This window comes from Bradyrhizobium sp. Pha-3 (genome assembly GCF_042258325.1).
Taxonomy (GTDB): domain Bacteria; phylum Pseudomonadota; class Alphaproteobacteria; order Rhizobiales; family Xanthobacteraceae; genus Bradyrhizobium; species Bradyrhizobium elkanii.
In genome coordinates this window covers 8,263,565-8,285,000 of record NZ_CP170151.1, presented here as the reverse complement: position 1 = coordinate 8,285,000, position 21,436 = coordinate 8,263,565, and the positions used below count along the sequence as shown (strand labels likewise).

General features: G+C 65.2%; 22 protein-coding genes (1 of these 22 only partly in view). 6 read left to right on the top strand and 16 right to left on the bottom strand.

All coding sequences use genetic code 11. The annotated features are described in order from the left end of the window. Positions 1-218, bottom strand: partial view of a TRAP transporter substrate-binding protein gene (locus ACE10X_RS39620; protein WP_028341905.1) — the 5' portion only. Its footprint begins 871 nt before the window's first position; only the first 218 of its 1,089 coding nucleotides appear in the window; it begins with the start codon at positions 216-218; its stop codon lies beyond the left edge, outside the window. A gap of 308 nt (positions 219-526) precedes the next feature. Between ACE10X_RS39620 and ACE10X_RS39615 the strand changes: the two genes are divergently transcribed. Continuing rightward, entirely contained in the window at positions 527-1,612 is a 1,086-nt protein-coding gene (locus tag ACE10X_RS39615) for an NAD-dependent epimerase/dehydratase family protein (RefSeq protein ID WP_038385284.1), read from the top strand. Positions 1,613-1,827: 215 nt separating this feature from the next. On the opposite strand, the gene ACE10X_RS39610 is transcribed toward ACE10X_RS39615, so the two are convergent. The 5 genes from ACE10X_RS39610 to ACE10X_RS39590 form a co-directional block, all read right to left on the bottom strand. Continuing rightward, positions 1,828-3,135 (bottom strand): NAD(P)H-dependent oxidoreductase, encoded by a 1,308-nt coding sequence (locus ACE10X_RS39610; RefSeq protein WP_038385304.1) that lies wholly within the window; start codon positions 3,133-3,135, stop codon positions 1,828-1,830. Positions 3,136-3,268: 133 nt separating this feature from the next. Continuing rightward, positions 3,269-4,069, bottom strand: coding sequence for a phytanoyl-CoA dioxygenase family protein (locus ACE10X_RS39605; protein ID WP_038385283.1), 801 nt, complete (start codon positions 4,067-4,069; stop codon positions 3,269-3,271). Between the two features lie 139 nt (positions 4,070-4,208). Continuing rightward, a complete protein-coding gene (locus ACE10X_RS39600; protein WP_038385282.1) occupies positions 4,209-4,883 on the bottom strand; it encodes a GntR family transcriptional regulator in 675 nt (224 codons plus the stop codon). Positions 4,884-5,191: 308 nt separating this feature from the next. Then, entirely contained in the window at positions 5,192-6,442 is a 1,251-nt protein-coding gene (locus ACE10X_RS39595) for a M20/M25/M40 family metallo-hydrolase (protein WP_038385281.1), read from the bottom strand. A gap of 64 nt (positions 6,443-6,506) precedes the next feature. Further along, entirely contained in the window at positions 6,507-7,373 is an 867-nt protein-coding gene (locus ACE10X_RS39590; protein ID WP_038385280.1) for a sigma-70 family RNA polymerase sigma factor, read from the bottom strand. Between the two features lie 110 nt (positions 7,374-7,483). Between ACE10X_RS39590 and ACE10X_RS39585 the strand changes: the two genes are divergently transcribed. Further along, positions 7,484-7,939: a carboxymuconolactone decarboxylase family protein gene (locus tag ACE10X_RS39585; protein ID WP_375764645.1), complete on the top strand. Its 456-nt coding sequence runs from the start codon at positions 7,484-7,486 to the stop codon at positions 7,937-7,939. A 51-nt stretch (positions 7,940-7,990) separates the two neighbouring features. Here ACE10X_RS39585 and ACE10X_RS39580 read toward each other — a convergent pair whose 3' ends face one another. Next, on the bottom strand, positions 7,991-8,800 hold the full coding sequence (locus tag ACE10X_RS39580; RefSeq protein ID WP_038385279.1) for an alpha/beta fold hydrolase: 810 nt from the start codon (positions 8,798-8,800) through the stop codon (positions 7,991-7,993). Between the two features lie 144 nt (positions 8,801-8,944). Between ACE10X_RS39580 and ACE10X_RS39575 the strand changes: the two genes are divergently transcribed. After that, positions 8,945-9,487, top strand: coding sequence for a methylated-DNA--[protein]-cysteine S-methyltransferase (locus ACE10X_RS39575; RefSeq protein ID WP_038385278.1), 543 nt, complete (start codon positions 8,945-8,947; stop codon positions 9,485-9,487). A gap of 250 nt (positions 9,488-9,737) precedes the next feature. Here ACE10X_RS39575 and ACE10X_RS39570 read toward each other — a convergent pair whose 3' ends face one another. The 4 genes from ACE10X_RS39570 to ACE10X_RS39555 all read right to left on the bottom strand — a co-directional run bounded on the left by ACE10X_RS39570 (position 9,738) and on the right by ACE10X_RS39555 (position 13,355). After that, a complete protein-coding gene (locus ACE10X_RS39570; protein ID WP_038385277.1) occupies positions 9,738-10,607 on the bottom strand; it encodes an MBL fold metallo-hydrolase in 870 nt (289 codons plus the stop codon). Positions 10,608-10,921: 314 nt separating this feature from the next. Further along, positions 10,922-11,536 carry a glutathione S-transferase family protein gene (locus ACE10X_RS39565; RefSeq protein WP_038385276.1) on the bottom strand — a complete coding sequence of 205 codons (615 nt, stop codon included), beginning with the start codon at positions 11,534-11,536 and terminating at the stop codon, positions 10,922-10,924. Positions 11,537-11,716: 180 nt separating this feature from the next. Next, positions 11,717-12,559: a fumarylacetoacetate hydrolase family protein gene (locus ACE10X_RS39560; protein WP_038385303.1), complete on the bottom strand. Its 843-nt coding sequence runs from the start codon at positions 12,557-12,559 to the stop codon at positions 11,717-11,719. A gap of 157 nt (positions 12,560-12,716) precedes the next feature. Beyond that, positions 12,717-13,355 (bottom strand): TetR/AcrR family transcriptional regulator, encoded by a 639-nt coding sequence (locus ACE10X_RS39555; protein WP_038385302.1) that lies wholly within the window; start codon positions 13,353-13,355, stop codon positions 12,717-12,719. 166 nt (positions 13,356-13,521) lie between these two features. Between ACE10X_RS39555 and ACE10X_RS39550 the strand changes: the two genes are divergently transcribed. Next, positions 13,522-13,893: a hypothetical protein gene (locus ACE10X_RS39550; protein ID WP_038385275.1), complete on the top strand. Its 372-nt coding sequence runs from the start codon at positions 13,522-13,524 to the stop codon at positions 13,891-13,893. A gap of 409 nt (positions 13,894-14,302) precedes the next feature. Here ACE10X_RS39550 and ACE10X_RS39545 read toward each other — a convergent pair whose 3' ends face one another. Beyond that, positions 14,303-15,151 (bottom strand): MBL fold metallo-hydrolase, encoded by an 849-nt coding sequence (locus tag ACE10X_RS39545; protein ID WP_038385301.1) that lies wholly within the window; start codon positions 15,149-15,151, stop codon positions 14,303-14,305. Between the two features lie 118 nt (positions 15,152-15,269). On the opposite strand from ACE10X_RS39545, the gene ACE10X_RS39540 reads away from it, so the two are divergent. Continuing rightward, positions 15,270-15,683: a DUF3775 domain-containing protein gene (locus ACE10X_RS39540; RefSeq protein ID WP_038385273.1), complete on the top strand. Its 414-nt coding sequence runs from the start codon at positions 15,270-15,272 to the stop codon at positions 15,681-15,683. A gap of 190 nt (positions 15,684-15,873) precedes the next feature. Here the strand turns inward: ACE10X_RS39540 and ACE10X_RS39535 are convergent, their stop codons facing one another. From ACE10X_RS39535 to ACE10X_RS39525, 3 genes are all read right to left on the bottom strand, one after another. Beyond that, positions 15,874-16,863, bottom strand: a complete 990-nt coding sequence (locus ACE10X_RS39535) for an NADPH:quinone reductase (RefSeq protein ID WP_038385272.1) — start codon at positions 16,861-16,863, stop codon at positions 15,874-15,876. 168 nt (positions 16,864-17,031) lie between these two features. Next, a complete protein-coding gene (locus ACE10X_RS39530; protein ID WP_038385271.1) occupies positions 17,032-17,814 on the bottom strand; it encodes an SDR family oxidoreductase in 783 nt (260 codons plus the stop codon). 147 nt (positions 17,815-17,961) lie between these two features. Further along, complete coding sequence (locus tag ACE10X_RS39525; protein ID WP_304557196.1) at positions 17,962-18,477, bottom strand: CvpA family protein; 516 nt, start codon at positions 18,475-18,477, stop codon at positions 17,962-17,964. A 111-nt stretch (positions 18,478-18,588) separates the two neighbouring features. On the opposite strand from ACE10X_RS39525, the gene ACE10X_RS39520 reads away from it, so the two are divergent. Beyond that, positions 18,589-19,350 (top strand): SDR family NAD(P)-dependent oxidoreductase, encoded by a 762-nt coding sequence (locus ACE10X_RS39520; RefSeq protein ID WP_038385270.1) that lies wholly within the window; start codon positions 18,589-18,591, stop codon positions 19,348-19,350. A gap of 432 nt (positions 19,351-19,782) precedes the next feature. Here the strand turns inward: ACE10X_RS39520 and ACE10X_RS39515 are convergent, their stop codons facing one another. Then, positions 19,783-21,390: a GMC family oxidoreductase gene (locus ACE10X_RS39515; RefSeq protein ID WP_304557194.1), complete on the bottom strand. Its 1,608-nt coding sequence runs from the start codon at positions 21,388-21,390 to the stop codon at positions 19,783-19,785. Between the last annotated feature and the right edge of the window lie 46 nt (positions 21,391-21,436).

The window sequence follows — 21,436 nt, the reverse complement described above, 5'->3', positions numbered from 1 at the left end:
CCGGCGGCGAACGACTGGATCTGGAAGCGGTTGTCGGTGATCTCGGCGACGCGCTTGCAGAAGAATTCACACCCGCCATAGAGCGTATCGAGTGCCTTCGGCCAGCTCGCCGCGAGCCGCCACCTGACCTCGGGCATCGATTGCGCGACCGCGGGCGCGGCGACCGCTGTCGCAGCCAGCCCGACGCCGCCTGCCTTCAAGAATTCACGACGCTTCATGCGTATCCCTCCTGTGTGCCGATACCTCGACAAGGGGAACGATCTTGGTGTCGTCTTTCTTCGCCGATCGATCGACGTTCTGTGATGAATGTGTCCGGTGGCCCTCGACGGGCTCTTGTTGTGGAAATCCGAGTTTCCGGTTCCGCCGGTCAGGATGATCGTTTGCCGGAGGAAATCAAGCGCCTGCCTTCGTTGCAGGTGCGAAGGACAATCGGCGCTGTCGGTCTCATCTGATACCCGCCGCGATGGCTGCCGGCCTTGCCGCGATCTGCTACGCAGGGTGGGTGGGTTGATGGGAGTTCAAGGACATGGCCAACAAGAAAGTCGTGGTTGCCGGCGCGACCGGCCTCGTGGGCAACGCCGCCTTGCGACACTTCGGCGCATCCGACGATTGCGAGCGGATTGCGCTGTCGCGCCGCAAGCCACGCGATCTCTACGGCGCACGGCATGTGCGAATCGATCTCACCAGCGCGGAGGATTGCCGTCGCGCCGCGGCCGAGCTCGGCGGCGCAACGCACCTGATCTACGCCGCGCTCTATGAGGCGCCCAGCCTGGTCGATGGCTGGCGCGATGCCGGGCAGATCGAAACCAACGACCGGATGCTGCGCAATTTGATGGGCGTGCTCGAACCCGTCGCGCCCGATCTCAAGCATGTCGCGCTGCTGCAGGGCACCAAGGCCTATGGCGTGCATGTCCGGCCGCTCACGGTGCCGGCGCGCGAGGGCCGTTCCGAAATGTACGAGCAGCCGAATTTCTATTGGGCGCAGGAGAATTTCCTGCGCGAGCTGCAGCGGGGCAAGAGCTGGCGCTGGAGCATCCTGCGCCCGGTCTTGATCATCGGCGAAGCCATGGGCGGCGCGATGGACCTGATCCCGCCGCTCGGCGTCTATGCCGCGGTGCTGCGCGCGCAGGGCAGGCCGCTGGATTATCCGGGCGGCGCGCCGCGCGTCGCGCAGGCGGTCGATGTCGATCTGCTGGCACGCGCGATCGCCTGGTCGGGTGACGCCGAGGCCGCGCGCAACGAAGCGTTCAATGTCACCAATGGCGACGTTTTCACCTGGGAAAATATCTGGCCGGCGGTATCGGATGCGCTCGAGATGACGCCGGGCCGGCACGTGCCGCTGTCGCTGGCGCAGGCCTGGCCGCAATGGATCGCGTCGTGGGACGAATTGCGCCGGAAGCACGACCTGATCGCGCCCGGACTCGAAGAGTTCGTCGGCCTGTCGTTCCAATATGCCGATTACAGCATGCGCTACGGACAGACTGAATCGGGTCCGCCGTCGATCGTCTCGACGGTGAAGATCAACCAGGCCGGCTTCACCGAGATGATGGATACCGAGGCGATGTTCCACAAATGGTTCAGGCTGGCGAAAGCGAGCCGGCTGCTGCCGTAAGTCGTTCAGCCCGCGCTCTCTCTGCTCCCTCTCCCCGTTCTTACGGGGAGAGGGTTGGGGTGAGGGGCTTCTATCCGGCGGGCAGAACAGAGCTTGTTGAGCACCGTGCCTCGCCCCTCACCCGGATCGCACCGGACGATGCTTAGCATCGCCGGGGCGATCCGACCTCTCCCCGCAAGGGGCGGGGAGAGGTGAAGGACGTCGTGGTTCGAGTGTCAGCGCGAAAACGCCTGCTCCATCGCCTTGCGCGTCTTGATCGTGTCGCTCGTCTCGTCGACCTCGACATCGCTCCAGCGCACGACAGCGCCATGCGCGACGTCGCTCTTCAGCTTCACCCGATGGGCAAGCCCGATCGGGAGTGCGCCGGCGGCGAGGCTGGCGGCGGCGGGCATCAGCTTGCCCCACACCGTGTAGCCGCCTTCGCCGTCGAGCATCTCGCCGGCGCGCAGATTGCGCTTTGCCACCGACGCCACGTCGCCGCGGAAGCCGCGCGGCTGCCCGGTCGGCTCGTTGCGCAGCGCCGCCGACAGCACGGAGATGTTCAGCTCGAGCCCGATCAGATGATACGGCTTGTACATCGCCGCATAGCGGCCGGAGGCGTCGGTCTTGAGGCCGTACTGCCTGAAGCAATCGGCGGCGTAATCGTTGGGCGCCTCCAGCACCACATAAACGCCCCAGCGCAGATCGCGAAACACCGGACGGCCGTCGCGCTCCAGCGACGACACCACTTCGACGATGCCGGATTTCTCCAGCACGCCGCCCTTGTCGCGCGGCCGCATCACATGCGGCAGGTCGTCGACGCCGCAGGGCTGAAACAGCAATCCCTCCGACGGCACGTCGAGGGTGCAGGCATTGGCGATCGCCGCCATCTCGATCGCGGATTTGGTGCCGTCGAGGAAGGAGTTGAACATCTGCGGGTTCATGCCGGCGGATTGCGCCTCGCCGGCGGTGAGCCCGTAATGCTGCCATACGCCCTCCGGCGTGACGTCGTGATAGGCCGGCAGGTATTTGGTGCCCTTGCCGGCGGCGACAACGCGGAAGCCTGTCGCGCGCGCCCAATCGACCATCTCGGCCGTCAGCGCCGGCTGGTCGCCATAGGCAAGCGAATAGACCACGCCGGCCTTGCGTGCCTCCTCGGCGAGCAGCGGCCCCGCCAGCACATCGGCCTCGACATTGACCATCACGACATGCTTGCCGGCGGCGATCGCCGCGCGGGCATGGCGGATGCCGACGGCGGGATTGCCGGTCGCTTCCACCACGACATCGAATGCGCCGCCGGCGATCGCACGCGCGCCGTCGTCGGTGAAGGTGGTGGCGCTGATCCGCGCATCGTCCCAGCCGACGGTGCGGCACGCCTCGCGGGCGCGGTCACGGTCGAGATCGACGATCACGGGCACCTCAAGCCCCGGCGTGTGCGGCACCTGCGACAGGAACATCGAGCCGAATTTTCCGGCGCCGATCAGGACGACGCGCACCGGCTTGCCGGCGGCGGCGCGGGTTTTCAGGAGGTGATGCAGGTTCATGATGCTTTCCAAACAAATGGGTCGTTCCGGGGCGACGCGTAGCGTCGAACCCGGAATCTCGAGATTCCCCGATGCGCAATTGCGCATCTGCGGTTCGACGCTACACTTCGCCCCGGAATGACGGTCGAAGACTTTACTCCGCCGCCTGCCGCGGCGCACGGGCGAGCCGCAGCAGCGCGTCGTCGGCGACGGTCTGGATCGGCGTGAAGTCGCGGTGCGCGATGTAGTCGGGCCGCGTCGGGGTGCGGATGTAGTTCGAGACCGCGTTCAGCGTCAGGTAGACGATCTTGCGCGGGTAGGGCGTGATGTTGCCGCTCGATCCGTGCACCAGATTGCCGTGAAACATCAGCATGCCGCCGGGCTTGCCGGTCGGCGCGACGATGCCGCCCTGCTTCACGAGGCGGGTCACCGTCTCTTCGTCCAGCGTCCACAGCGGGTAGGATGTGGTTTCGAGATCGTGCGAGGCCTTCAAATCGCCCGCGGTCTGGCTCTGCGGCACCAGCATCAAGGGGCCGTTGATCGGCATCACCTCGTCAAGGAAGATCGCGATGTTCATCGCCCGCGGCTCCGGCATGCCGTCATCGCGCTTCCAGGTGCCGTAGTCCTGGTGCCACTGCCAGACGTCGCCGGTGAAGGCCGCCTTCGCGTTGATCTTGAACTGATGCATGTAGACCTTCTCACCGAACAGCTGCTCGATCGGATCGATCATGCGCGGATGCGCGCCGAGGAGCCCGAACGCCTCATTGTAGAGATGCGCGGCAAAGGCCGTGCGCGGCGCCCCGCTCTTCTCGCGCCACACCTCGGGGCGGTTGGCGTCATAGATCGAGACCGCCTCGCGCGCGAGGAAATCGACCTCTTCCTGGCTGAACAGCTCGGGCAGGAACAGCCAGCCTTCGCGATGGAAAAATTCGACCTGATCTGGGGTCAGTTTCATGGTGCTTTCCTCCTGTTGTTATTCTGTCTCCCCTCATGGTGAGGAGCGCGCCTTCGCGCGTCTCGAACCATGAGGCCTCGCTGGCTCATCCTTCGAGACGCGGCTTGCGCCGCTCCTCAGGATGAGGTCGGCCGGCGGTTCACGCTGCCACGTCGATTGCCCTCAGCTTCTCCTCGGTCATCCGCCCTGCCGTTTGCGCATGCGCCAGCGCCGCGGCTTCTGCCGCTGCGGCGTTGCCGGAAAAAACATGCGCGGCGATGGTCTCGTGCTCGGTCCAGGCGCTGCCGCGGTAATCGAGCTCGGCGAGCACGGTTGCCATCGAGCGGCGCATATGCGGCCATTGCGGCGCGATCATCTCCTCGATCGCGGAATTGCCGGCGAGGCGATAGATCGCGCTGTGGAAATCGACGTCGAGTGCGATCAGGCGCGCCAGCGGCGTGCCGTCGTCAATCGCGCGTCCGGCTTCGAGCGCGGCTTCGAGTTGCGCGCGGGCCGCGGCATCCGCTTTGACACGCGAAGCGGCAAGCCGCGCCGCCAGCGCATCGATGGCGCCGCGGACTTCATAGAGTTCGCGGATGCGCTGCGGATCGAGCTGCGTCACCTCGAAGCCGCGTTTGCCGCTCTCCGCGACAAGGCCCTGGCGATGCAACAGATGCAGCGCGTGCGAAATCGGCTGGCGCGAGACGCCGAGCCGATCGGCAAGTTCGTTCTGGGTGATGCGCTGGCCAGGCAGCAGCGTGCGGTCGATGATCGCTTCGAGCAATCGCCCGTAAACCTGGTCGATGAGGTTTGGAAGCGGATCCAACGGGATCATACCGACCGTCCAAATTGGAATACGGAATTCCGTGTTCGAAAATGAGCCTACTGCGGGTTGCAAAAGTGGTCAAGGCGGGAGGACACAGAAATACTAAGCGATTGAAATAACGTTGATTTATAAGGCGGTCGGAGAGGTGGCACCGCCGCCCCGTGCATCCGGCGGAGGTTTAATCAGGTGAGGTGAGCACATCGGTTAGGCTCCCTCCCCCCTTGCGGGGGAGGGTTGGGGAGAGGGGTGGCCCCGGGGCGCCGGCGCTAAAGATTGGCGCGCTCATTCAAAGGATGCTGCTGCGCCTCCGCGCCCCGCTACTTCGCCTTGCCCAATTCCATCAGCGTCCGCGTCATCAGATAGAGCCGCGGCACGATCGAGTTGGTGTCGATGTATTCGTCGCGCGCGTGATAGCCCCAGCCGGCGAGGCCGAAGCTTTCGACCACGACGGCCTTGCCGCTGCGCGCGGCGTAGCCGGCGTCGGTTGCGCCGCCGGTCATTTCCGCGATGTCGAGCGTGCGCCCGAGCTCGGTGTAGATCGCCTGTCCTTGCCTCGCGAGCGCGCGGCCGCGATCGTCAGCCACGAAGGGCGGACGGCCCGCGACGACCTTCACGGTCACCTCGGTGTCCGCGATCAGTCTGTTCTTCACCTTTTCGTCGAGCGCCGCCTGCAGCTTTTGCACGCCGTCGGGAATGGTGAGGCGGATGTCGGCTCCGGCGGTGGCATGATCGGGGATCTGGTTGCGCACGGTGCCGGCCTTCGCGGTGGTCCAGTTCAGCTGCGTGCCCGGAATCGATTTCGCGACGTCCTGGGTCTGCAGCAATTGATGTGCAAGCTCGATTAGCGCGTTGCGGCCGAGCTGTGGCGCCGCGCCGGCATGCGAGGCCTTGCCCTTGACATCGATCGTGCCGGTGGCGGTGCCGCTGGCGCCAAGCAGCAGGCTCTCATTTTTCGCGACCGGCGGCGCAACCGCCGGCTCGCACGACAGCACCACATCGTGCTGGTCGGCGAGCTCGGCGATGATCTCGCCGGAGCCGATCGAACCGACCTCCTCATCCGGATTGAACGACACCGTGAGCTTGGCGTAGTCGCGCCAGCCCGCATCGTTCAGGATCTTCAGTGAATGCAGGATGACGGCGATGCCGCCCTTGTCGTCGGCAATGCCGGGTCCATAGATCCTGGTGCCGTCGATTTTGTAGGGCTGGGTGTCGAGGATGCCGTGCTCATAGACCGTATCCATATGCGCGATCAGCATCAGCTTCTTCGTGCCGGTGCCCTCAAAGCTGCCGATCACCATGTCGGCACCGGCGCCCTTCGTGGTCTTGCGGCGTTCGGTCCTGGCGCCGAGCGCCTTCAGCCGCGCCTCGGTGTGGTCGGCCATCTTCTTCAGGCCTTCGACATCGCTGGAGCCTGACTCGATCAGCACCATGTCGTGCAGGCTCTCGATCACCGCCGGCTGGGCCTGCTCGGCGGCCGCGCGCAGTTTTTCGTCTGCGGCGGCAAAGGCGGAGGAGGAGGCAAGGGCGAGCAGGCCGGCCGACGCGAGCAATTTGATCGATAGTTTCATGATCGTCCTCCCTGCGCAGGTGCATTGAGACACTAGCATTGCGACTTGTCGGCCTCCAGCTGTGTCAGCTGCGCTCGAGCACCTCGACATCGAAGGTCTCGATCTCCGAGGCGTCGGCGGTCGCATCGATCGCCGCGATCCGGTCGCCTGAGATCGTGACCCGCAGCACGATGCGCAGCGCGCCGCCGAAGATGACGGCAACGCCAATCTCACCGTCGACCAGCGCGGGCTTCGCCGCCTGCGCGCGTCCCTTGAAGCTTTCGGCCACCGCTGTGGCGCCGCGGATGACCGGCAGCGAGCCGAGCCGCTGCGCGGCCTGATCGGCGCGCACCACGACATCAGGCGCCAGCACGGCCAGCAGCCCCTCGAAATCGCCGTTGCGGGAGGCGGCAAGAAAGGCCTCGACGATGCCGCGCTGCCGGCTGAGATCGGCATCCGGTGCGGGCGGCGTACCCTGCACGCGACGCCTGGCACGGCTGGCGAGCTGCCGCGCGGCGGCCGGCGTGCGGCCGACGATCGGCGCGATCTCCTCGAACGGCACCGCGAACATGTCGTGCAGCACGAAAGCCAGCCGTTCGGCCGGTGCCAGCGTTTCCAGCACCACGAGCAACGCCGCGCCGACGGAATCGGCCAGCTCGGTCTCGCGCTCGGACGGATTGTCCGCGATCGGCTCCGGCACATGTGGGCCGATCGGCTCCTCGCGGCGCGATTTGCGCGAGCGCAGCATGTCGAGGCAGATGCGCGCGATCACCGTGGTCAGCCATCCCCCGAGATTGTCGACCGCAGCAGCGTCGGTGCGGCCGAGCCGCAGCCAGGTTTCCTGCACGGCATCGTCGACTTCGGCGGTCGAGCCCAGCATGCGGTAGGCCACGGCCCGCAAGCGCGGCCGGTTGGCCTCGAACTGTTCGGTGAGAGAATTTTTCTCGTCCATCGGTCACATTCCCTTTGTCCGCTCCGTCATGGCCATGACGAACGAGACCGCGCCGATGTGACAACAGATCGGCGCGGCGCCGTCAAAAGGCAAATCAGGAGAATGACATGATGAAAGCCCGCATGAACCACCCGGTGATGGTTGTTCCCGAGGCCATGAAGGCGTTGCAGGCGCTGAGCGAGAGCACCAAACCGGCATTGCCGGAAAAGCTGCTGGAACTGGTGCATCTGCGCGCCAGCCAGATCAATGGCTGTAGCGTCTGCGTCGACATGCATCCGAAACTCGCCCGGCGCGCCGGCGAGACCGACGAGCGGATGTTCGCGGTCGGCGCATGGCGCGATGCGCCTTATTTCACCGAGGCCGAGCGCGCCGCGCTGGCGCTGACCGAAGCGATGACCCGGCTCAGCGACCGCGAGGATCCGGTGACGGACGCCGTGTGGGACGAGGCTGCCAAGCACTTTGACGAACAGCAGCTCGCGTCCCTGGTGCTGGGCATCGCGGCGATCAACGTCTGGAACCGGCTGAACGTCGCCGTGCGCCAGCCGGTCGGCGCCTGGAAGGTGTGAGAGAGTAACCTTCTTGCTTCGCCTCTCCCACAAGGGGAGAGGGTGCACCGCCTATGCCGCCAAGAACTCCAGCACGATCTCGCAGTAGCGCTGCGGCGCCTGCTCGAACATCGGATGCGTGGTGCCCGGGATCAGCTCGGTGCGCGAACCCTTCACGTTTGCGGCGAGGGCGTGCAGCACCTTCGGCAGCACGCCCTTGGTGTTGGCGCCGCCGATGAACAGCGTCGGTGTCTTGATCGCTTCCGCGTCCGCCTTCGAGAATGGCGGGCGCTGGTCGCGGGTCTGGCCGATCAGCGTGGTCGCATTGTCGCGCAGCAGCTGCTTGGAGGTAGCCGGAATCCGCTTCCACGCGCCGGGGCCTTCGAGCGCGTCCATGAAGATCTGCAAGCCGCCGTCGATATCGCCTTTGGCGATTTCCGCCGCACAGGCCGCGAAGCGTGCTGCCAGCGGTGAGGGGCCCGGCTTGAAATCGGGATCAAGGGTTTCGTCGAGCTCGCCGCCCGGCTCGGCGAGGATCAGCTTGCGCAACAGGTCGGGCCGCCGCTGCGCGGCGCGGAAGCAGATATGGCCGCCGCGGGAATGTCCCATCAGGTCGACCGGTCTGGTGTCGAAGGCCTCGATGAAGGCGATCACATCATCGACATGCTGCGCAATCGAATAGGTGTCGCCGACGCCGTCCCAATGCGCCGGGAAGAAATGCCGCAGGCTGACCGCGATCACGCGGTGCCGGCGCGTCAGCGGGCCGAGCACCGCCGACCAGATCCGGAAGTCGCACAGCGAACCGTGCACGCAGACCAGCGGCGGGCCCTCTCCGACATCAAGATAGGGCATATCGAAACCGTTGACGTGGAGGCTGTGCATTTTGGGCTCGCGGAGAGGAGGTAGATGTTGTTGATTTGGCCGAAGTTCCCACGGAATTCGGGTGGATAGCAACATTCTCCAAGCCTAGATTCCGGATCAACAGCAGGCTCACGCGAGAGCTGAAGGGAACATCTGGAGCGAGCCATGACCGGCCAGCATTTTGCAATCTTCGAGACCATGATCGGCGCCTGCGGCGTCGTCTGGGGCGAGCACGGCGTCACTGGCGTGCAGCTGCCGATGGGCACCGAGGAGAAGACCCGCAAGCGGATTTTCCAGCGCAACGGCGAGGTCACCGAGGCGGCGCCGCCGGCGGAGGTGCAGCACGCGATCGACGGCATGGTCGAGCTGCTCGCCGGCAAGCCGAACGACCTCGCCGACATCGTGCTCGATCTCGACGGCGTGCCGGAATTCAACCGTGGCGTCTACGACATCGCGCGGAAAATTCCGCCGGGCAAGACCGTGACCTATGGCGACATCGCCAAGCAGCTCGGCGGCGTCGAGCTGTCGCGCGACGTCGGCCAGGCGCTCGGCCGCAACCCGTGCCCGATCGTGGTGCCCTGCCACCGCGTGCTGGCGGCGGGCAACAAGCCGGGCGGCTTCTCGGCCAATGGCGGCGTGGTCACCAAGCTGAAGATGCTGCAGATCGAAGGCGCGATCGTGAACCACACGCCGAGTTTGTTCGATTGATCTTCTCCCTCTCCCCGTTCTTTACGGGGTCGAGACGAGCGAAGCTCGCTCTTAGAGGGTTGGGGTGAGGGGCTCTCTCCGCGAGGAGGTGTAAGCCGAGAGACCTGTACTCCCTCACCCGGATCGCATTTCGCTTCGCTGCAAGCGACATAGCCGAAGCTGTGCTTCGGCGTTCTTGAGCACGGCCGCCATAGGCGGCCTATGCCTCTCCCCGCAGGCGGGGCGAGGTGAACCGAGCAAGGGGCGTCGCCTACACCGTCTCGCACACGAACCCGTTGCCCTTCCGCCTGATCTTGCCGATCGACGGCGAAGGGAAATGCGCGGGGCAGCACAGCGTGTCGGTATCGCAATAACGCTCCAGGAAGCCGCGCCGCGTCTTCGCGGCTAGCGCCTGGTCGACGTCGAACTTCGCCGACAGTTCCGGATAATGCGTCTGGATCGGCGAGTGCATCAGATCGCCGGAAAAGACCGCAGCGTCCTTGCCGCGGCCGAAGGCGAAGGCGACGTGGCCCGGCGTGTGGCCGGGCGTCGGCAGGATGCGGGCATGGTCGCCGATCGCAAAATCATGGCCGACGATCTCGGCCCGCTTGGCCTCGACCACCGGCAGCACGCTGTCCACGAAAGGCGGGACCTCGGCCTTCGCGTTGCTCTCGGTCCAGTAGTCGAACTCGGCCTTGTCGAACATGTAGCGCGCGTTTGGAAAGGTCGGCACCCAGCGGCCGTTCTCCAGCCGCGTGTTCCAGCCGACGTGATCGACATGCAGATGCGTGCACATCACATAGTCGATGTCAGCGACGGAGAAGCCGGCTGACGCCAGACTGCGCAGATAGGTGTCATCGGTCTTCATGTTCCATTTCGGCCGCGCCGGCCGCGGCTTGTCGTTGCCGATGCAGCTGTCGATCAGGATGGTGTGGTGCGGCGTCTTCACGACATAGGACTGGAACGCCAGGATCAGCGTGTCGCTGTCGTCGAGCGCGCCGGTGGCCTGCATCCAGCCGCGGTTCTCGGCGAGCACTTCCGGCGTCAGCCCGGGCAGCATGTCGTGCGCGGGCAGGAACGTGGTCTCCTGCTCAACGATGCGATGAATGGTGAGATCGCCGGCGGCAAACTTCAGGCTCATGGTGATTCCTTGGCGTTAGCGTTTTCGAGCGAGGTGGAGTCCGGTTCGCGTGAAGAAAACGCGCAAGAAAATTCTAGTGCGCGTCGCGCACGGCGGGAATGATGATGTTGGCAAGGATATCATCGCCGCAAGGCCTTCCTTGGGCTGGCCGTACCGGGCTGCCGCCGCCATCATCACAAGGTCGAGATCGCGACAATGACGGCGGGATATTAACCGGTCGTGGTTGAGCCCGGCCGGCGATGCACAAGACCTGCGCCGGGAGGTGAGAGGCGGGGAGACATTCGCGCGTCACATGCTCCCCGCTGTTGCCCTGGTTACGCCGCTGGCGGCGCCGAGATCTTCACCGACGGCCGCTCCAGCATTTTCTGGTAGAAGGCGTCGAGCTTGGGATAGGCCTTGCGCCAGCCGCAATCGGCGAAGCGGAAATCGGCATAGCCGAGCACGCAAACGAGGCCGATCTGCGCGATGTCGAACGACGAGCCGTTCAGCACGTCCGGCCGGTTCTCGAACCGCGCCATGCCGGCCCAGGCCCTGTTCCAGTGATCGTCGTGCCAGGCCTGCCACAGCGAGCCCTGCGGCCGCACCATCTTCTCGTAGCGGCACAGCAGCATGGAATCGAGCATGCCGTTGAGCAGGGAATGATCGGTCTTCAGCTTCCAGCGCCGCGGGCCGTAGCCCGGGATCAGCCGGCCGCCGCCGAGCTCGTTGAGATATTCGACGATGACGTAGGAATCGAGGATGACGTCGCCGTGGTCGAGGATCAGCACCGGCAGTTTCTTGAGCGGCGAGATCTTGGAATATTCGTCGTTGGCCGTGCCGGGCGCGACGGTCGCCGGCACCAGCTCGATCTTGTCGATCAGGCCAAGCTCGATCGCCGCGATGCGCACCTTGCGGGCGAACGGGGAGGCGGGAGAGAAGGTAAGTTTCATGAAGATGACCTCTGTCCGAGTACACCACCGTCATCCTGAGGAGCGCGCCATCGGCGCGCGTCTCGAAGGATGGGCAACGATCAGTACTATCTCGTCACCCATCCGCTGGAATGACGGTGTCCTTGGCTCATCCTTCGAGACGCCGCTTCGCGGCTCCTCAGGATGACGATCGCGCGAGCCTCAAGCCCCAACGATTTCCTGGCGCTGCTCGCCGAGGCCTTCGATGCCGAGCGTCACGACGTCGCCGACGTTGAGATATTGCGGCGGCTTCATGCCGGTGCCGACGCCGGGCGGGGTGCCGGTCGTGACGATGTCGCCGGGCAGCAGCGTCATGAACTGCGAGACGTAGGAGATGCACTTCGCCATCGTGAAGATCATGGTCGAGGTCGTGCCGGTCTGGCGGCGCTGGCCGTTGACGTCGAGCCACATCGACAGCTTCTGCACGTCGGCGATTTCATCCTTGGTGGCGAGCCACGGGCCGACCGGGCCGAACGTGTCGTGCGACTTGCCCTTGGTCCACTGTCCGAGGCGTTCGATCTGGAAATTGCGCTCGGAGACGTCGTTGCAGATGCAGTAGCCGACGACGTGGTTCAGCGCGTCGGCCTCCGAGACATACTTGGCGCGGGTGCCGATGATGGCGGCGATCTCGACTTCCCAGTCGAGCTTGGTCGAACCGCGCGGCTTCTCGACCGGATCGTTGGGACCGGACAGCGCGGTGTTGGCCTTCAGAAAGAAGATCGGCTCGGACGGGATCGGGTTGCCGGTTTCCTTGGCGTGGTCGGAATAGTTCAGGCCGATCGCGACGAATTTGGAGATGCCGGTGACGGGGGCGCCGAAGCGCGGCTTGCCGGCGACGGCGGGCAGGGAGGCGGGATCGAGGGCAGCAAGCTTCTTCAGCGACTCCGGCGTGTAGGCGTCGCCGGTCAGGTCCTTCAGATGGGCCGAGAGGTCGCGGAGCTGGCCAGATTTGTCGATGAGACCAGGCTTTTCCGCACCCTTTTCGCCATAACGAACAAGCTTCATGTTGATCACTCCCTACGATGTCCTGAGGAATTGTTACTGGTATACCTCGACACGCTTCATGGAACAGCGCGCCGGGAAATTCAACCGCTTCACGGCCATGGCATTGCAGCCATCACCTTCCGGCGTGGCCGCTCTGAGCCGTTCCTTCAGTCGCCGGTCAGGATCGCGGACGGGGCGCCGCCAGCATCCGCGTGAACATCTCTTCCAGCAGGCGGCACGGTGGCTCGGGATCGCGCGTGCCCGCGACGATCGCATCGTCGGCCACGGCATGCATCCCGTCGAACACGATCAGCGCCGCGCTGCGGGCGTCCGGGAACGCCCAGACGCCGGCTGTCCTGCCATCCTCCAGCACGGCGACGATCTGGGCGATCACGTCGTCCTTTTCTTGCGACTGCCGCTGATGATGCGGGAAGTCGTGAAACACGACGTCATGCAGCTCGACATTGGCGAGATAGGTTCCGACGGCGCCGCGCAACCAGGCCGACAGCCGTCCGGGATGATCGTCCGCGGCACGTTCGCTGATCGCCGCCGCCACCCGGGCGAGGAAGTCCTGCGCGAAGCGCGTGCGCAGGGCGATGATCACATCCGCCTTGGTCGCGAAGTAGTGGTAGAAGGTGCCCTTCGCGACGCCGGCCCGGGCGGCGATGTCGTCGATCGTGGTGGCCTCGATGCCCTTCGCGATGAAGAGGGCCGCCGCAGCCGACATCAGGTCGTCGACCCTGACCTCGGCGGGCTGGGTCCGTCTCCAACGTTGCGCCGCGCCGCGCGTGGCTGCCGCCTGCCGCTTCCCGATCATACCGTCAGCATCCATCCGTACCTGATATCCGATTCTTGGATCGCATATTTAGAATGGCTTTGAAATGGCTTAGATGCATTGACCGACCGTCAGTCGATAGATACTTCTGCCCCGCCGCCGTCGCGCGATCGGCACGGTCAGGCGCCGTCATCATGAGGAAGCTTCCATGAAATTCTTTCGCGAGGCCGAGCCCGGCATCTTCATCGCAACCGGCCATCTGCAGACCGAGCAGGACGGCTGCGACTGGACCGCGGAATACAGCGAGCTTCTCGCCGCAAGCCGTCCGATTGCCGTGATCGTCAACGTCAACGATCAGCCGGAGGTCGCCGCCGGCAAGCCGATGGTGCTGTGGATGAAGGCGCGCAAGGCCGAGCTCGGCCGGTTGATCCGGGTCACCGTCTATATCGCCGATGACGCGGAGGAGCGCGCCGAGCTCGAGCGCAACCTTCCCGGACGGGCCAAGGCGTTGCCCTATCCGGCCGCGATCGCCGCCAGCGAAGCCGACGCGCTCTTCCTCGCGCGCGCCAGTTTGATCTAGGAAACGAGGCCGGATAAGACTGCGCTCCCTCTCCCGCTAGCGGGCAGGGCTATCGCATTTCGTGGCGGTGCCCTCGTAGCCATCCTTCGAGACGCCCGCCTTCGGCGGGCTCCTCAGGATGAGGTCTTGTTTTGCGGCACAATAGTAGACCCTCATGGTGAGGAGCGCCGCTTGCGGCGCGTCTTGAACCACGAGGCCCAGCACTTGCGCGGTCGCCAAGGGCATATGCGATAGCCCTGCGCTTGCGGAGGCTCCCTCTCACGCGGATTGCATCTGACGATGCGTCATAGCCGAAGCTCCGCTTCGGCGTTCTTGAGAACGGCCGCCGAAGGCGGCCTATGCCTCTCCCCGCACGCGGGGCGAGGTGGAGCGGAGTCCGCTGTTCGATGAGAAGTAGAGCCATGTCGTTCTAGCTCAGCGCGACGAACCTGAACGCGTCGCCGTCGCGCTTGATGTGGCCGGCGTTGAAATGCCCGCCGATCACCAGCGTCGGCGTGTCGGCAAAGCGCGAGAACAATTCGCGCCGCGTCGCGGCCGATTGCCTCTGGTCGGAGTCCGCGGTCGACGACCAGTCGAGGTGATACATCTGGCAGGGATGATGCGCGACATCGCCGGTGAGCAGTCCTTCCGCGCCGCCGGACCTGATGTGGATGCTCATGTGCCCGGGGCTGTGTCCCGGCGTCGGGATCAGCGTGATCTCCTCGGTCAGGCGGTGGTCGCTCGGCACCAGCTCCGCCTTGCCGGCATCCGCGATCGGCTTCACGGAATCGGCGAAGACGGCGGCATGCGCGGGATCGTCGCTGTGGTCGCGCCAGTGCTCGTATTCGGTCCTGCCGAACACATAGCGGGCATTGGCGAAGGTCGGCACCCATTTGCCGCCGACGAGCTTGGTGTTCCAGCCGACATGATCGACATGCAGATGCGTGCACAGCACGGTGTCGATGCTGTCAGGGGCAAATCCGGCGGCGGTCAGCTTCTCCAGGAACGGATCGCTGCGGTTGTTCCAGGTCGGCACGTTGCGGCCCTGCTTGTCGTTGCCGAGTCCGGTGTCGACGATGATGCGGTGCTCCGGCGTCTCCACCAGCAGCGAATGGATCGACATTTTCAGCCGGCCCTCCTCGTTGGCGAAATGCGGGATCAGCCAGGGCAGGCTCTGGATCTCCTCCCGGCCGGCCAGCGGCAGGATGAAGCGTGTGCTGCCGACGGTCTCGAGCTCGACGACCTTTGTGATTTTGACTTTGCCGATCGTCCATTGCATGCGGCGTGCCCTCTGTTTTTTGTTGCTCTTGCCCGACCATGCGGGTTTCCGCACGCCGGCGCAATGGATCAAGTCGGCGCCTCCTGCGTTACCGCCTCGTTGGAAGAAGGAGTGTGCAATGCCGGAACTCGCAATCTCCCCTGAAAAAGTTGGCTTCTTGATCGAGAAGGCGCGGGAATTCGATGTCAAGGAGGGGATCGTCGATCCGGACTCCGGCTCGAACGGCGCCGACGACGAGATGATCGACGTGCTGGAGGACGACGGCAACGATCCGGTGGCGCGCGAGATCACCGGCTTCATCGACGCGTTGAGCGAGGACGAACAGGTCGACCTCGTCGCGCTGATGCGGCTCGGCCGCGGCGACGGCACGATCGAGGAATGGGCCGATCTCCGCCGCGAAGCCGCCCGCGGGCGTAACGGCCGTACCGCGAGCTATCTGCTGGGCGAGCCCATGCTCGGCGATTTCCTCGCCGAAGGGCTCGACGAGTTCGGCCTGTCGCCGAGTGACGAGCGCATCACGCCGATCCAGTAGGCAGTAGAAGCGTGCTGTTCTCCTTACCTCGCCCCCGCTTGCGGGGAGAGGTCGGAATTTAAGCGAAGCTTGAATTCCGGGTGAGGGGGAGTCTCCGCATACTGCGCTATCACCTTCTTCGCCGTGACAGCCCCTCACCCCAACCCTCTCCCCGTAAGAACGGCAAGAGGGAGTAGGAAGCGAAACCGTACTACCGCGCGCAGTCGACGATCACGGTGCCGATCTTGTCGCCCTTCTCGACGGCGAGATGGGCGTCGGCGGTCTCAGCGAGCGCGAATTGCCCGGCGATATTGTGCACGCGGGTACCCGATGTCAGCCATTGGGTGATGTCGGCCTGCGCGGCCGCGAGCAGCGGCTGCGGCAGCGCGAACAGCACCAGCGAGCGCACGGTGATGCACTTCTCCATCAATTCGCGCACCGGCAACGTCGGCGTGCGGTTGCCGCTGGTGGCGTAGACCGCGATCGTCGAGTTCATCGCCATGATCTTCAGCGTGGTCGCGAGATTGCCGCCGAAATCGACGTCGATCACGCGGTCGACACCGCGGTTCTCGGTGAAGGCCATCACCTTCGAGACGACATCCTCGGTCCGGTAGTTGACGACGGTGTCGGCGCCGGCGAGCCGCGCCTCGACGTCCTTGACCTGCGAACTGACAGTCGCAATCACGCGTGCGCCGCCCCATTTTGCCAATTGCACGGCGTAGTGACCGACCGCTCCGGCGCCGCCGGTGACCAGCACCGTCTGCCCGGAGATCGGGCCGTCCGCGAACAGCGCGCACCACGCGGTCATGCAGGGGATGCCGAGCGTCGCGCCGGCCGCGAACGACACGTCCTGCGGCAGCGGCGTCACCAGATAGTCGGCAAGCGTGATGTATTCGGCCGCGGTGCCGAAGGCGCGGCCGTTGCGCTGGCCGTTGAACAGCCAGACGCGATCGCCGATTGCAAAGCGGGTGACGCCTTCGCCGATCTGGTCGATGATTCCGGCGCCGTCGCTGTTCGGGATCACGCGTGGAAATTCCATCGCGCGATAATTGCCGCTGCGGCGGCCGACATCGGCTGGGTTGACGCCGGACGCCTCGAGGCGAACCCGGACTTCGCCGGGACCGGCTTCCGGCGTCGGCATCTCGCCGACGGTGAGCACCGTCGGCGCCGCACCGGTCCGTTCGTACCAGACCGCTCTCATCTAGCGTCCCTTTTCCGAAGTTCGTGAACTCGTCCAGCGACCTCTTGTGCGAACTGCGGAAAGCAAGAGGGCGCTGGCAAGAGTCATAGGTCTCTAGTGCCGCTTGACCGATTTGAAGCTCCCAATCGGTCTCGCCGCATATAGTGCAGGAGCTTCAAATCGGCGGCACTAGAGCGTGCCCGGGAAGGCACCGCCATCGAGCAGCAGGTTCTGCCCGGTGATGAAGCCGGCCTTTGCGCCGCACAGGAAGGCGCAGGCATAGCCGAATTCGTCGGGATCGCCGAAGCGGCCGGCGGGGTTCAGCTTGGCGCGCTCGGCCAGGACCTGCTCGGCCGAGATGCCGCGCTTCTCGGCCTCGGGCTTCGCGGTGCCGCGCAGGCGGTCGGTCTCGAACGGGCCCGGCAGCAGGCCGTTGATGGTGACGTTGTTGATCACGGTCTTGCGCGACAGGCCGGCGACGAAGCCGGTGAGGCCGGCGCGGGCGCCGTTGGACAGACCGAGGATCTCGATCGGTGCCTTCACCGCGGCCGAAGTGATGTTGACGATTCGGCCGAACTTGCGCGCCATCATGCCGTCGACGGTGGCCTTGATCAGCTCGATCGGCGTCAGCATGTTGGCGTCGATCGCCTTGATCCAGTCGTCGCGGGTCCAGTTGCGGAAATCGCCCGGCGGCGGGCCGCCGGCATTGTTGATCAGGATGTCCGGATCGGGGCAGGCCTTGAGCACGGCTTCGCGCCCGGCCGGGGTCGTGATGTCGCCGACGATCTCGGTGACGGTGACGCCGGGGTGGGCTTTGCGGATTTCGTCGGCGGTCTGCTTCAGCGCCTCGGCGCCGCGCGCCGTCAGGGTGACATGCACCCCCTCATTGGCGAGCGCGATCGCGCAGGCGCGGCCCAGTCCCTTGCTTGATGCGCAGACGATGGCGCGGCGGCCTTTGATTCCAAGATCCACGGTTCACTCCCTGTGATGTCGGGTAGGTTTGTAAAGGTTTGATGGCGCCATTCTAGCCAAGCTCGGCGGCGCCGATAAGGGACGTGCAATGCATAAGTGCATGCCGGGCAGGAACAGGCGGGTGAGCACGTTGGGGCAGGCAGGAGGCTAGATGCGTTGCTCGCGCCGCAGCCGCTCGATCGCCATGGTGGCTTCGGGCGGCAGCGAGCGGAATCCGGCCTGTCCGGCCGCGGAGAACAGCGGTCGCAATTGCGATCCGTTGAGGAACTGCGGCTGCCTGGCGAGCGGCACCAGCTGATCGAACACCAGCACCAGCGTGGTCACGACGAGACCGACCCTGATGGCGCCGAGCAGCGCGCCGCCGAGGCGGTCGCCGATCCCGATCTCCGAGCCGATGGTGTCGTCGAGCATCGTCCGCGCCATTTTCCCGAGGATGACGCCGAACAGGAGGAAGAGGCCGAACAGCAGCACGCCATTGGGCGGAAACGGCGACGACGGCAGTGTCGCGATGTGGGGCCCGATCATCGCCAGCGCGGCGACCGCAAGCGGCATGGCGACGAGATAGGCCAGGATGGTGACCGCGCTGCGCAACAGGCCGGTCGTGAAGCCGGTCACCACCGCGAACACCAATCCGACGATGATGGCAAGGTCGAAGAGGTTCATGGATTAAGGAATTCCCTGCCCGAATCTCCCGCGATCCCCTGGTTGATCAATCCTGCTTACATCAGGGACAATTGTCGCTATCAATCGTCCGCTTCATCCGGGAACCTGTCGATGTCCGACCTATTCGATGTCAGTAAAGAAATCATCCTCATCACCGGTGCCTCGCAGGGGCTGGGGCGGCAATTCGCCCGCGTGCTGGCGGCGCATGGCGCTGCGGTGGTGCTGGCCGCGCGCCAGGTCGCGAAGCTGAAAAGCCTCGAGGAGGAGATCAAGGCCAAGGGCGGCCGGGCCGCTGCGGTGCAGATGGACGTCGCGGATATCTCAGGCATTGCGAAAGCGCTCGACGCCGCCGAAGCCGCGCTCGGTCCGGTCACGGTGCTGATCAACAATGCCGGCATCGCGATCGAGAAACTGTCGACCGAGCAGACCGAGGCGGATTGGGACGCCGTGATTGGCGCCAATCTGAAGGGCGCCTACTTCCTCGCGACCGAACTTGCGCGGCGCATGATGGCGCGCAAGCAGCCGGGCAATATCATCAACGTCGCATCCGTGCTCGGACAAGGCGTGCTCAAGGCGGTGTCGCCCTATGCGATCTCCAAGGCCGGCATGATCCAGGGCACCAAGGCAATGGCGCTGGAGCTCGCCGGCAACAACATCCGCGTCAACGCGCTGGCGCCGGGCTATATCGATACCGAGATGAACCATGATTTCTGGTCGACGCCGGCGGGCGAGCGGCTCGCCAAGCGCATTCCACAGCGCCGGGTCGGCGCCGAGTCCGATCTCGACGGCGCGATCATGCTGCTCGCCTCCAACGCCTCGCGCTACATGACAGGCACCGTCGTGACGGTCGATGGCGGGTTCTTGTTGAACTAGCTGTGTAGCCCGGATGAAGCGCAGCGAAATCCGGGGAGCATGCGTGAAGGTCCCGGATTGCGCTTCGCTCCATCCGGGCTACGATTGCAGCGGATCGCGTATATCCTCGTCCACCGTCGTCATCGCCCGGCTTGACCGGGCGATCCAGTACGCCGCGGCCCCTCGGCTCAAGCACTGCGGTCTCTGGAATACTGGATCACCCGCATGCGCGGGTGATGACACGGAGCAAGCTGACGGCGTCTGCGCAATTTTCTGAATAATAGAAGAATGCCGCTGATTTGCCCGACGAGTCAAGTCGCCGTGTCGAACGCCGGCAGCCCCCGGCTACTTTGCATGGGGTTGTTTTCGATATTTTGGCAGTACGGCCCTGCGACGGCAGCCTCATAGGGTGGGCAAAGGCGCTCTTTCGCCGTGGCCACCCCACGCATTTGGTCACCCCGCCCGCATTTCCGCCCTGATCATGTCGGCGGCCTTCTCGCCGATCATGATGGTCGGTGCGTTGGTGTTGCCGCCGATCAGGGTCGGCATGATCGAGGCGTCGACCACGCGCAGGCCTTCGAGGCCGTGCACGCGCAGCTTCGGGTCGACCACCGCGAGCGGATCGGCGGTGCCCATCTTGCAGGTGCCGACCGGGTGATAGACCGTGTCGACGCGCTCGCGCAGGATGCTGCGGATGTCGTCGTCGGTGCGGACGTTGGATGTGAATACATCCTTCTGCTGCAGGGCGCGTAGCGCCGGCGCCTCCATCAGCCGCCGTGTGGTCTTGTAGCCCGCCACCATCGATTCGAGATCGTCTTCCTCGCCGAGGAAGTTCGGGTCGATCAGCGGCGCCTGCATCGGGTCACTGCCGGCCAGCGCGACGCTGCCGCGGCTCTTCGGCCGGAGCAGGCAGACATGGCAGGAGAAGCCGGTGCCGCCGTGGCGCTTGCGGCCGTGGTCGTCGACCATCGCCATGCCGAAATGCAGCTGGATGTCGGGGATGTCGAGATCGGGCCGCGTCTTCAGGAAGCCGCCGCATTCGGCGAAGTTCGAGGTGAGGGGACCGCGGCGCTCGCGCCGATATTGCATGATGGCGCGGACGAGCCGCGGCATGCCCTTCAGCGAGATGCCGGCGAAGTTCGGATTGTCGGACATGTAGCCGAAGATGAAGTCCGGATGGTCTTGCAGGTTTTGGCCGACGCCGGGCAGATGATGCACGCTGGCGAGGCCGTGCCTGCCGAGCGCTGCGGCATCGCCGACGCCCGACAGCATCAACAGCTGCGGCGACTGGAACGCGCCGGCGGCAAGCAGGACTTCGCGCCGCGCGCGGAGTTGCTTCAACTCCTTGCCCTGCCGGTATTCGACGCCGACCGCGCGCTTGCCCTCGAACAGGATGCGCGTCGCCTGCGCATTGGTCTCGACGCGCAGATTGGCGCGCCTGCCGATATGCGGATGCACATAGGCGCGCGCCGCGCTCCAGCGCTCGCCGTTGCGTTGGGTCACCTGGTAGATGCCGAGGCCCTCATGGTCCTCGGCATTGAAATCCTCGCGGATGCGGAATTGCGCTTCCTGCGCGGCCTGCAGGAAGGTCTGCTGGATCGGATTGCCGGAGCGCAGCTTGTTGACGGCGAGCGGGCCGCCCTTGCCGTGATACTCGCCGTCGAAATCGGCGTTGTTCTCCGAGCGCTTGAAATAAGGCAGTACGTCGTCGAACGCCCAGCCGGTATTGCCGAGCGCGGCCCAGTGGTCGTAGTCGGCGCGATGGCCGCGGATGTAGACCATGGCGTTGATCGCCGAGGAGCCGCCGAGCCCCTTGCCGCGCGGCTGGTAGCCGATGCGGCCGTTGAGCCCCTTTTGCGGCACGGTGTTGAAGGCCCAGTTGTTGATGGTGCCCGCGACCATCAGCACCAGTGCGCCGGGCGTGGTGACGACCCAATTGTCATTGGTGCCGCCGGCATCGAGCAGCGCCACCGACGTCGCCGGATCCTCCGACAGCCGCCCCGCCACCGCGCAGCCGCCGGAGCCTGCGCCCACCACCACGAAATCGAATGTGTCAGTCACGTTTTCCCCCCTGTCTTCATTATCGTCGATTATTGCGAGCAGAGCG

Excerpts from the sequence above, each read along its gene's own strand:
- ACE10X_RS39575 (WP_038385278.1), top strand. The coding sequence starts at position 8,945 with ATGACCGGCCAGCATTTTGCAATCTTCGAGACCATGATCGGCGCCTGC.
- ACE10X_RS39520 (WP_038385270.1), top strand. The coding sequence starts at position 18,589 with ATGTCCGACCTATTCGATGTCAGTAAAGAAATCATCCTCATCACCGGT.
- ACE10X_RS39585 (WP_375764645.1), top strand. The coding sequence starts at position 7,484 with ATGAAAGCCCGCATGAACCACCCGGTGATGGTTGTTCCCGAGGCCATG.
- ACE10X_RS39560 (WP_038385303.1), bottom strand. The coding sequence starts at position 12,559 with ATGAAGCTTGTTCGTTATGGCGAAAAGGGTGCGGAAAAGCCTGGTCTC.
- ACE10X_RS39580 (WP_038385279.1), bottom strand. The coding sequence starts at position 8,800 with ATGCACAGCCTCCACGTCAACGGTTTCGATATGCCCTATCTTGATGTC.
- ACE10X_RS39545 (WP_038385301.1), bottom strand. The coding sequence starts at position 15,151 with ATGCAATGGACGATCGGCAAAGTCAAAATCACAAAGGTCGTCGAGCTC.
- ACE10X_RS39595 (WP_038385281.1), bottom strand. The coding sequence starts at position 6,442 with ATGAAACTATCGATCAAATTGCTCGCGTCGGCCGGCCTGCTCGCCCTT.
- ACE10X_RS39590 (WP_038385280.1), bottom strand. The coding sequence starts at position 7,373 with ATGGACGAGAAAAATTCTCTCACCGAACAGTTCGAGGCCAACCGGCCG.
- ACE10X_RS39600 (WP_038385282.1), bottom strand. The coding sequence starts at position 4,883 with ATGATCCCGTTGGATCCGCTTCCAAACCTCATCGACCAGGTTTACGGG.
- ACE10X_RS39605 (WP_038385283.1), bottom strand. The coding sequence starts at position 4,069 with ATGAAACTGACCCCAGATCAGGTCGAATTTTTCCATCGCGAAGGCTGG.
- ACE10X_RS39525 (WP_304557196.1), bottom strand. The coding sequence starts at position 18,477 with ATGAACCTCTTCGACCTTGCCATCATCGTCGGATTGGTGTTCGCGGTG.
- ACE10X_RS39610 (WP_038385304.1), bottom strand. The coding sequence starts at position 3,135 with ATGAACCTGCATCACCTCCTGAAAACCCGCGCCGCCGCCGGCAAGCCG.
- ACE10X_RS39555 (WP_038385302.1), bottom strand. The coding sequence starts at position 13,355 with ATGATCGGGAAGCGGCAGGCGGCAGCCACGCGCGGCGCGGCGCAACGT.
- ACE10X_RS39615 (WP_038385284.1), top strand. The coding sequence starts at position 527 with ATGGCCAACAAGAAAGTCGTGGTTGCCGGCGCGACCGGCCTCGTGGGC.
- ACE10X_RS39550 (WP_038385275.1), top strand. The coding sequence starts at position 13,522 with ATGAAATTCTTTCGCGAGGCCGAGCCCGGCATCTTCATCGCAACCGGC.
- ACE10X_RS39570 (WP_038385277.1), bottom strand. The coding sequence starts at position 10,607 with ATGAGCCTGAAGTTTGCCGCCGGCGATCTCACCATTCATCGCATCGTT.
- ACE10X_RS39540 (WP_038385273.1), top strand. The coding sequence starts at position 15,270 with ATGCCGGAACTCGCAATCTCCCCTGAAAAAGTTGGCTTCTTGATCGAG.
- ACE10X_RS39535 (WP_038385272.1), bottom strand. The coding sequence starts at position 16,863 with ATGAGAGCGGTCTGGTACGAACGGACCGGTGCGGCGCCGACGGTGCTC.
- ACE10X_RS39565 (WP_038385276.1), bottom strand. The coding sequence starts at position 11,536 with ATGAAACTTACCTTCTCTCCCGCCTCCCCGTTCGCCCGCAAGGTGCGC.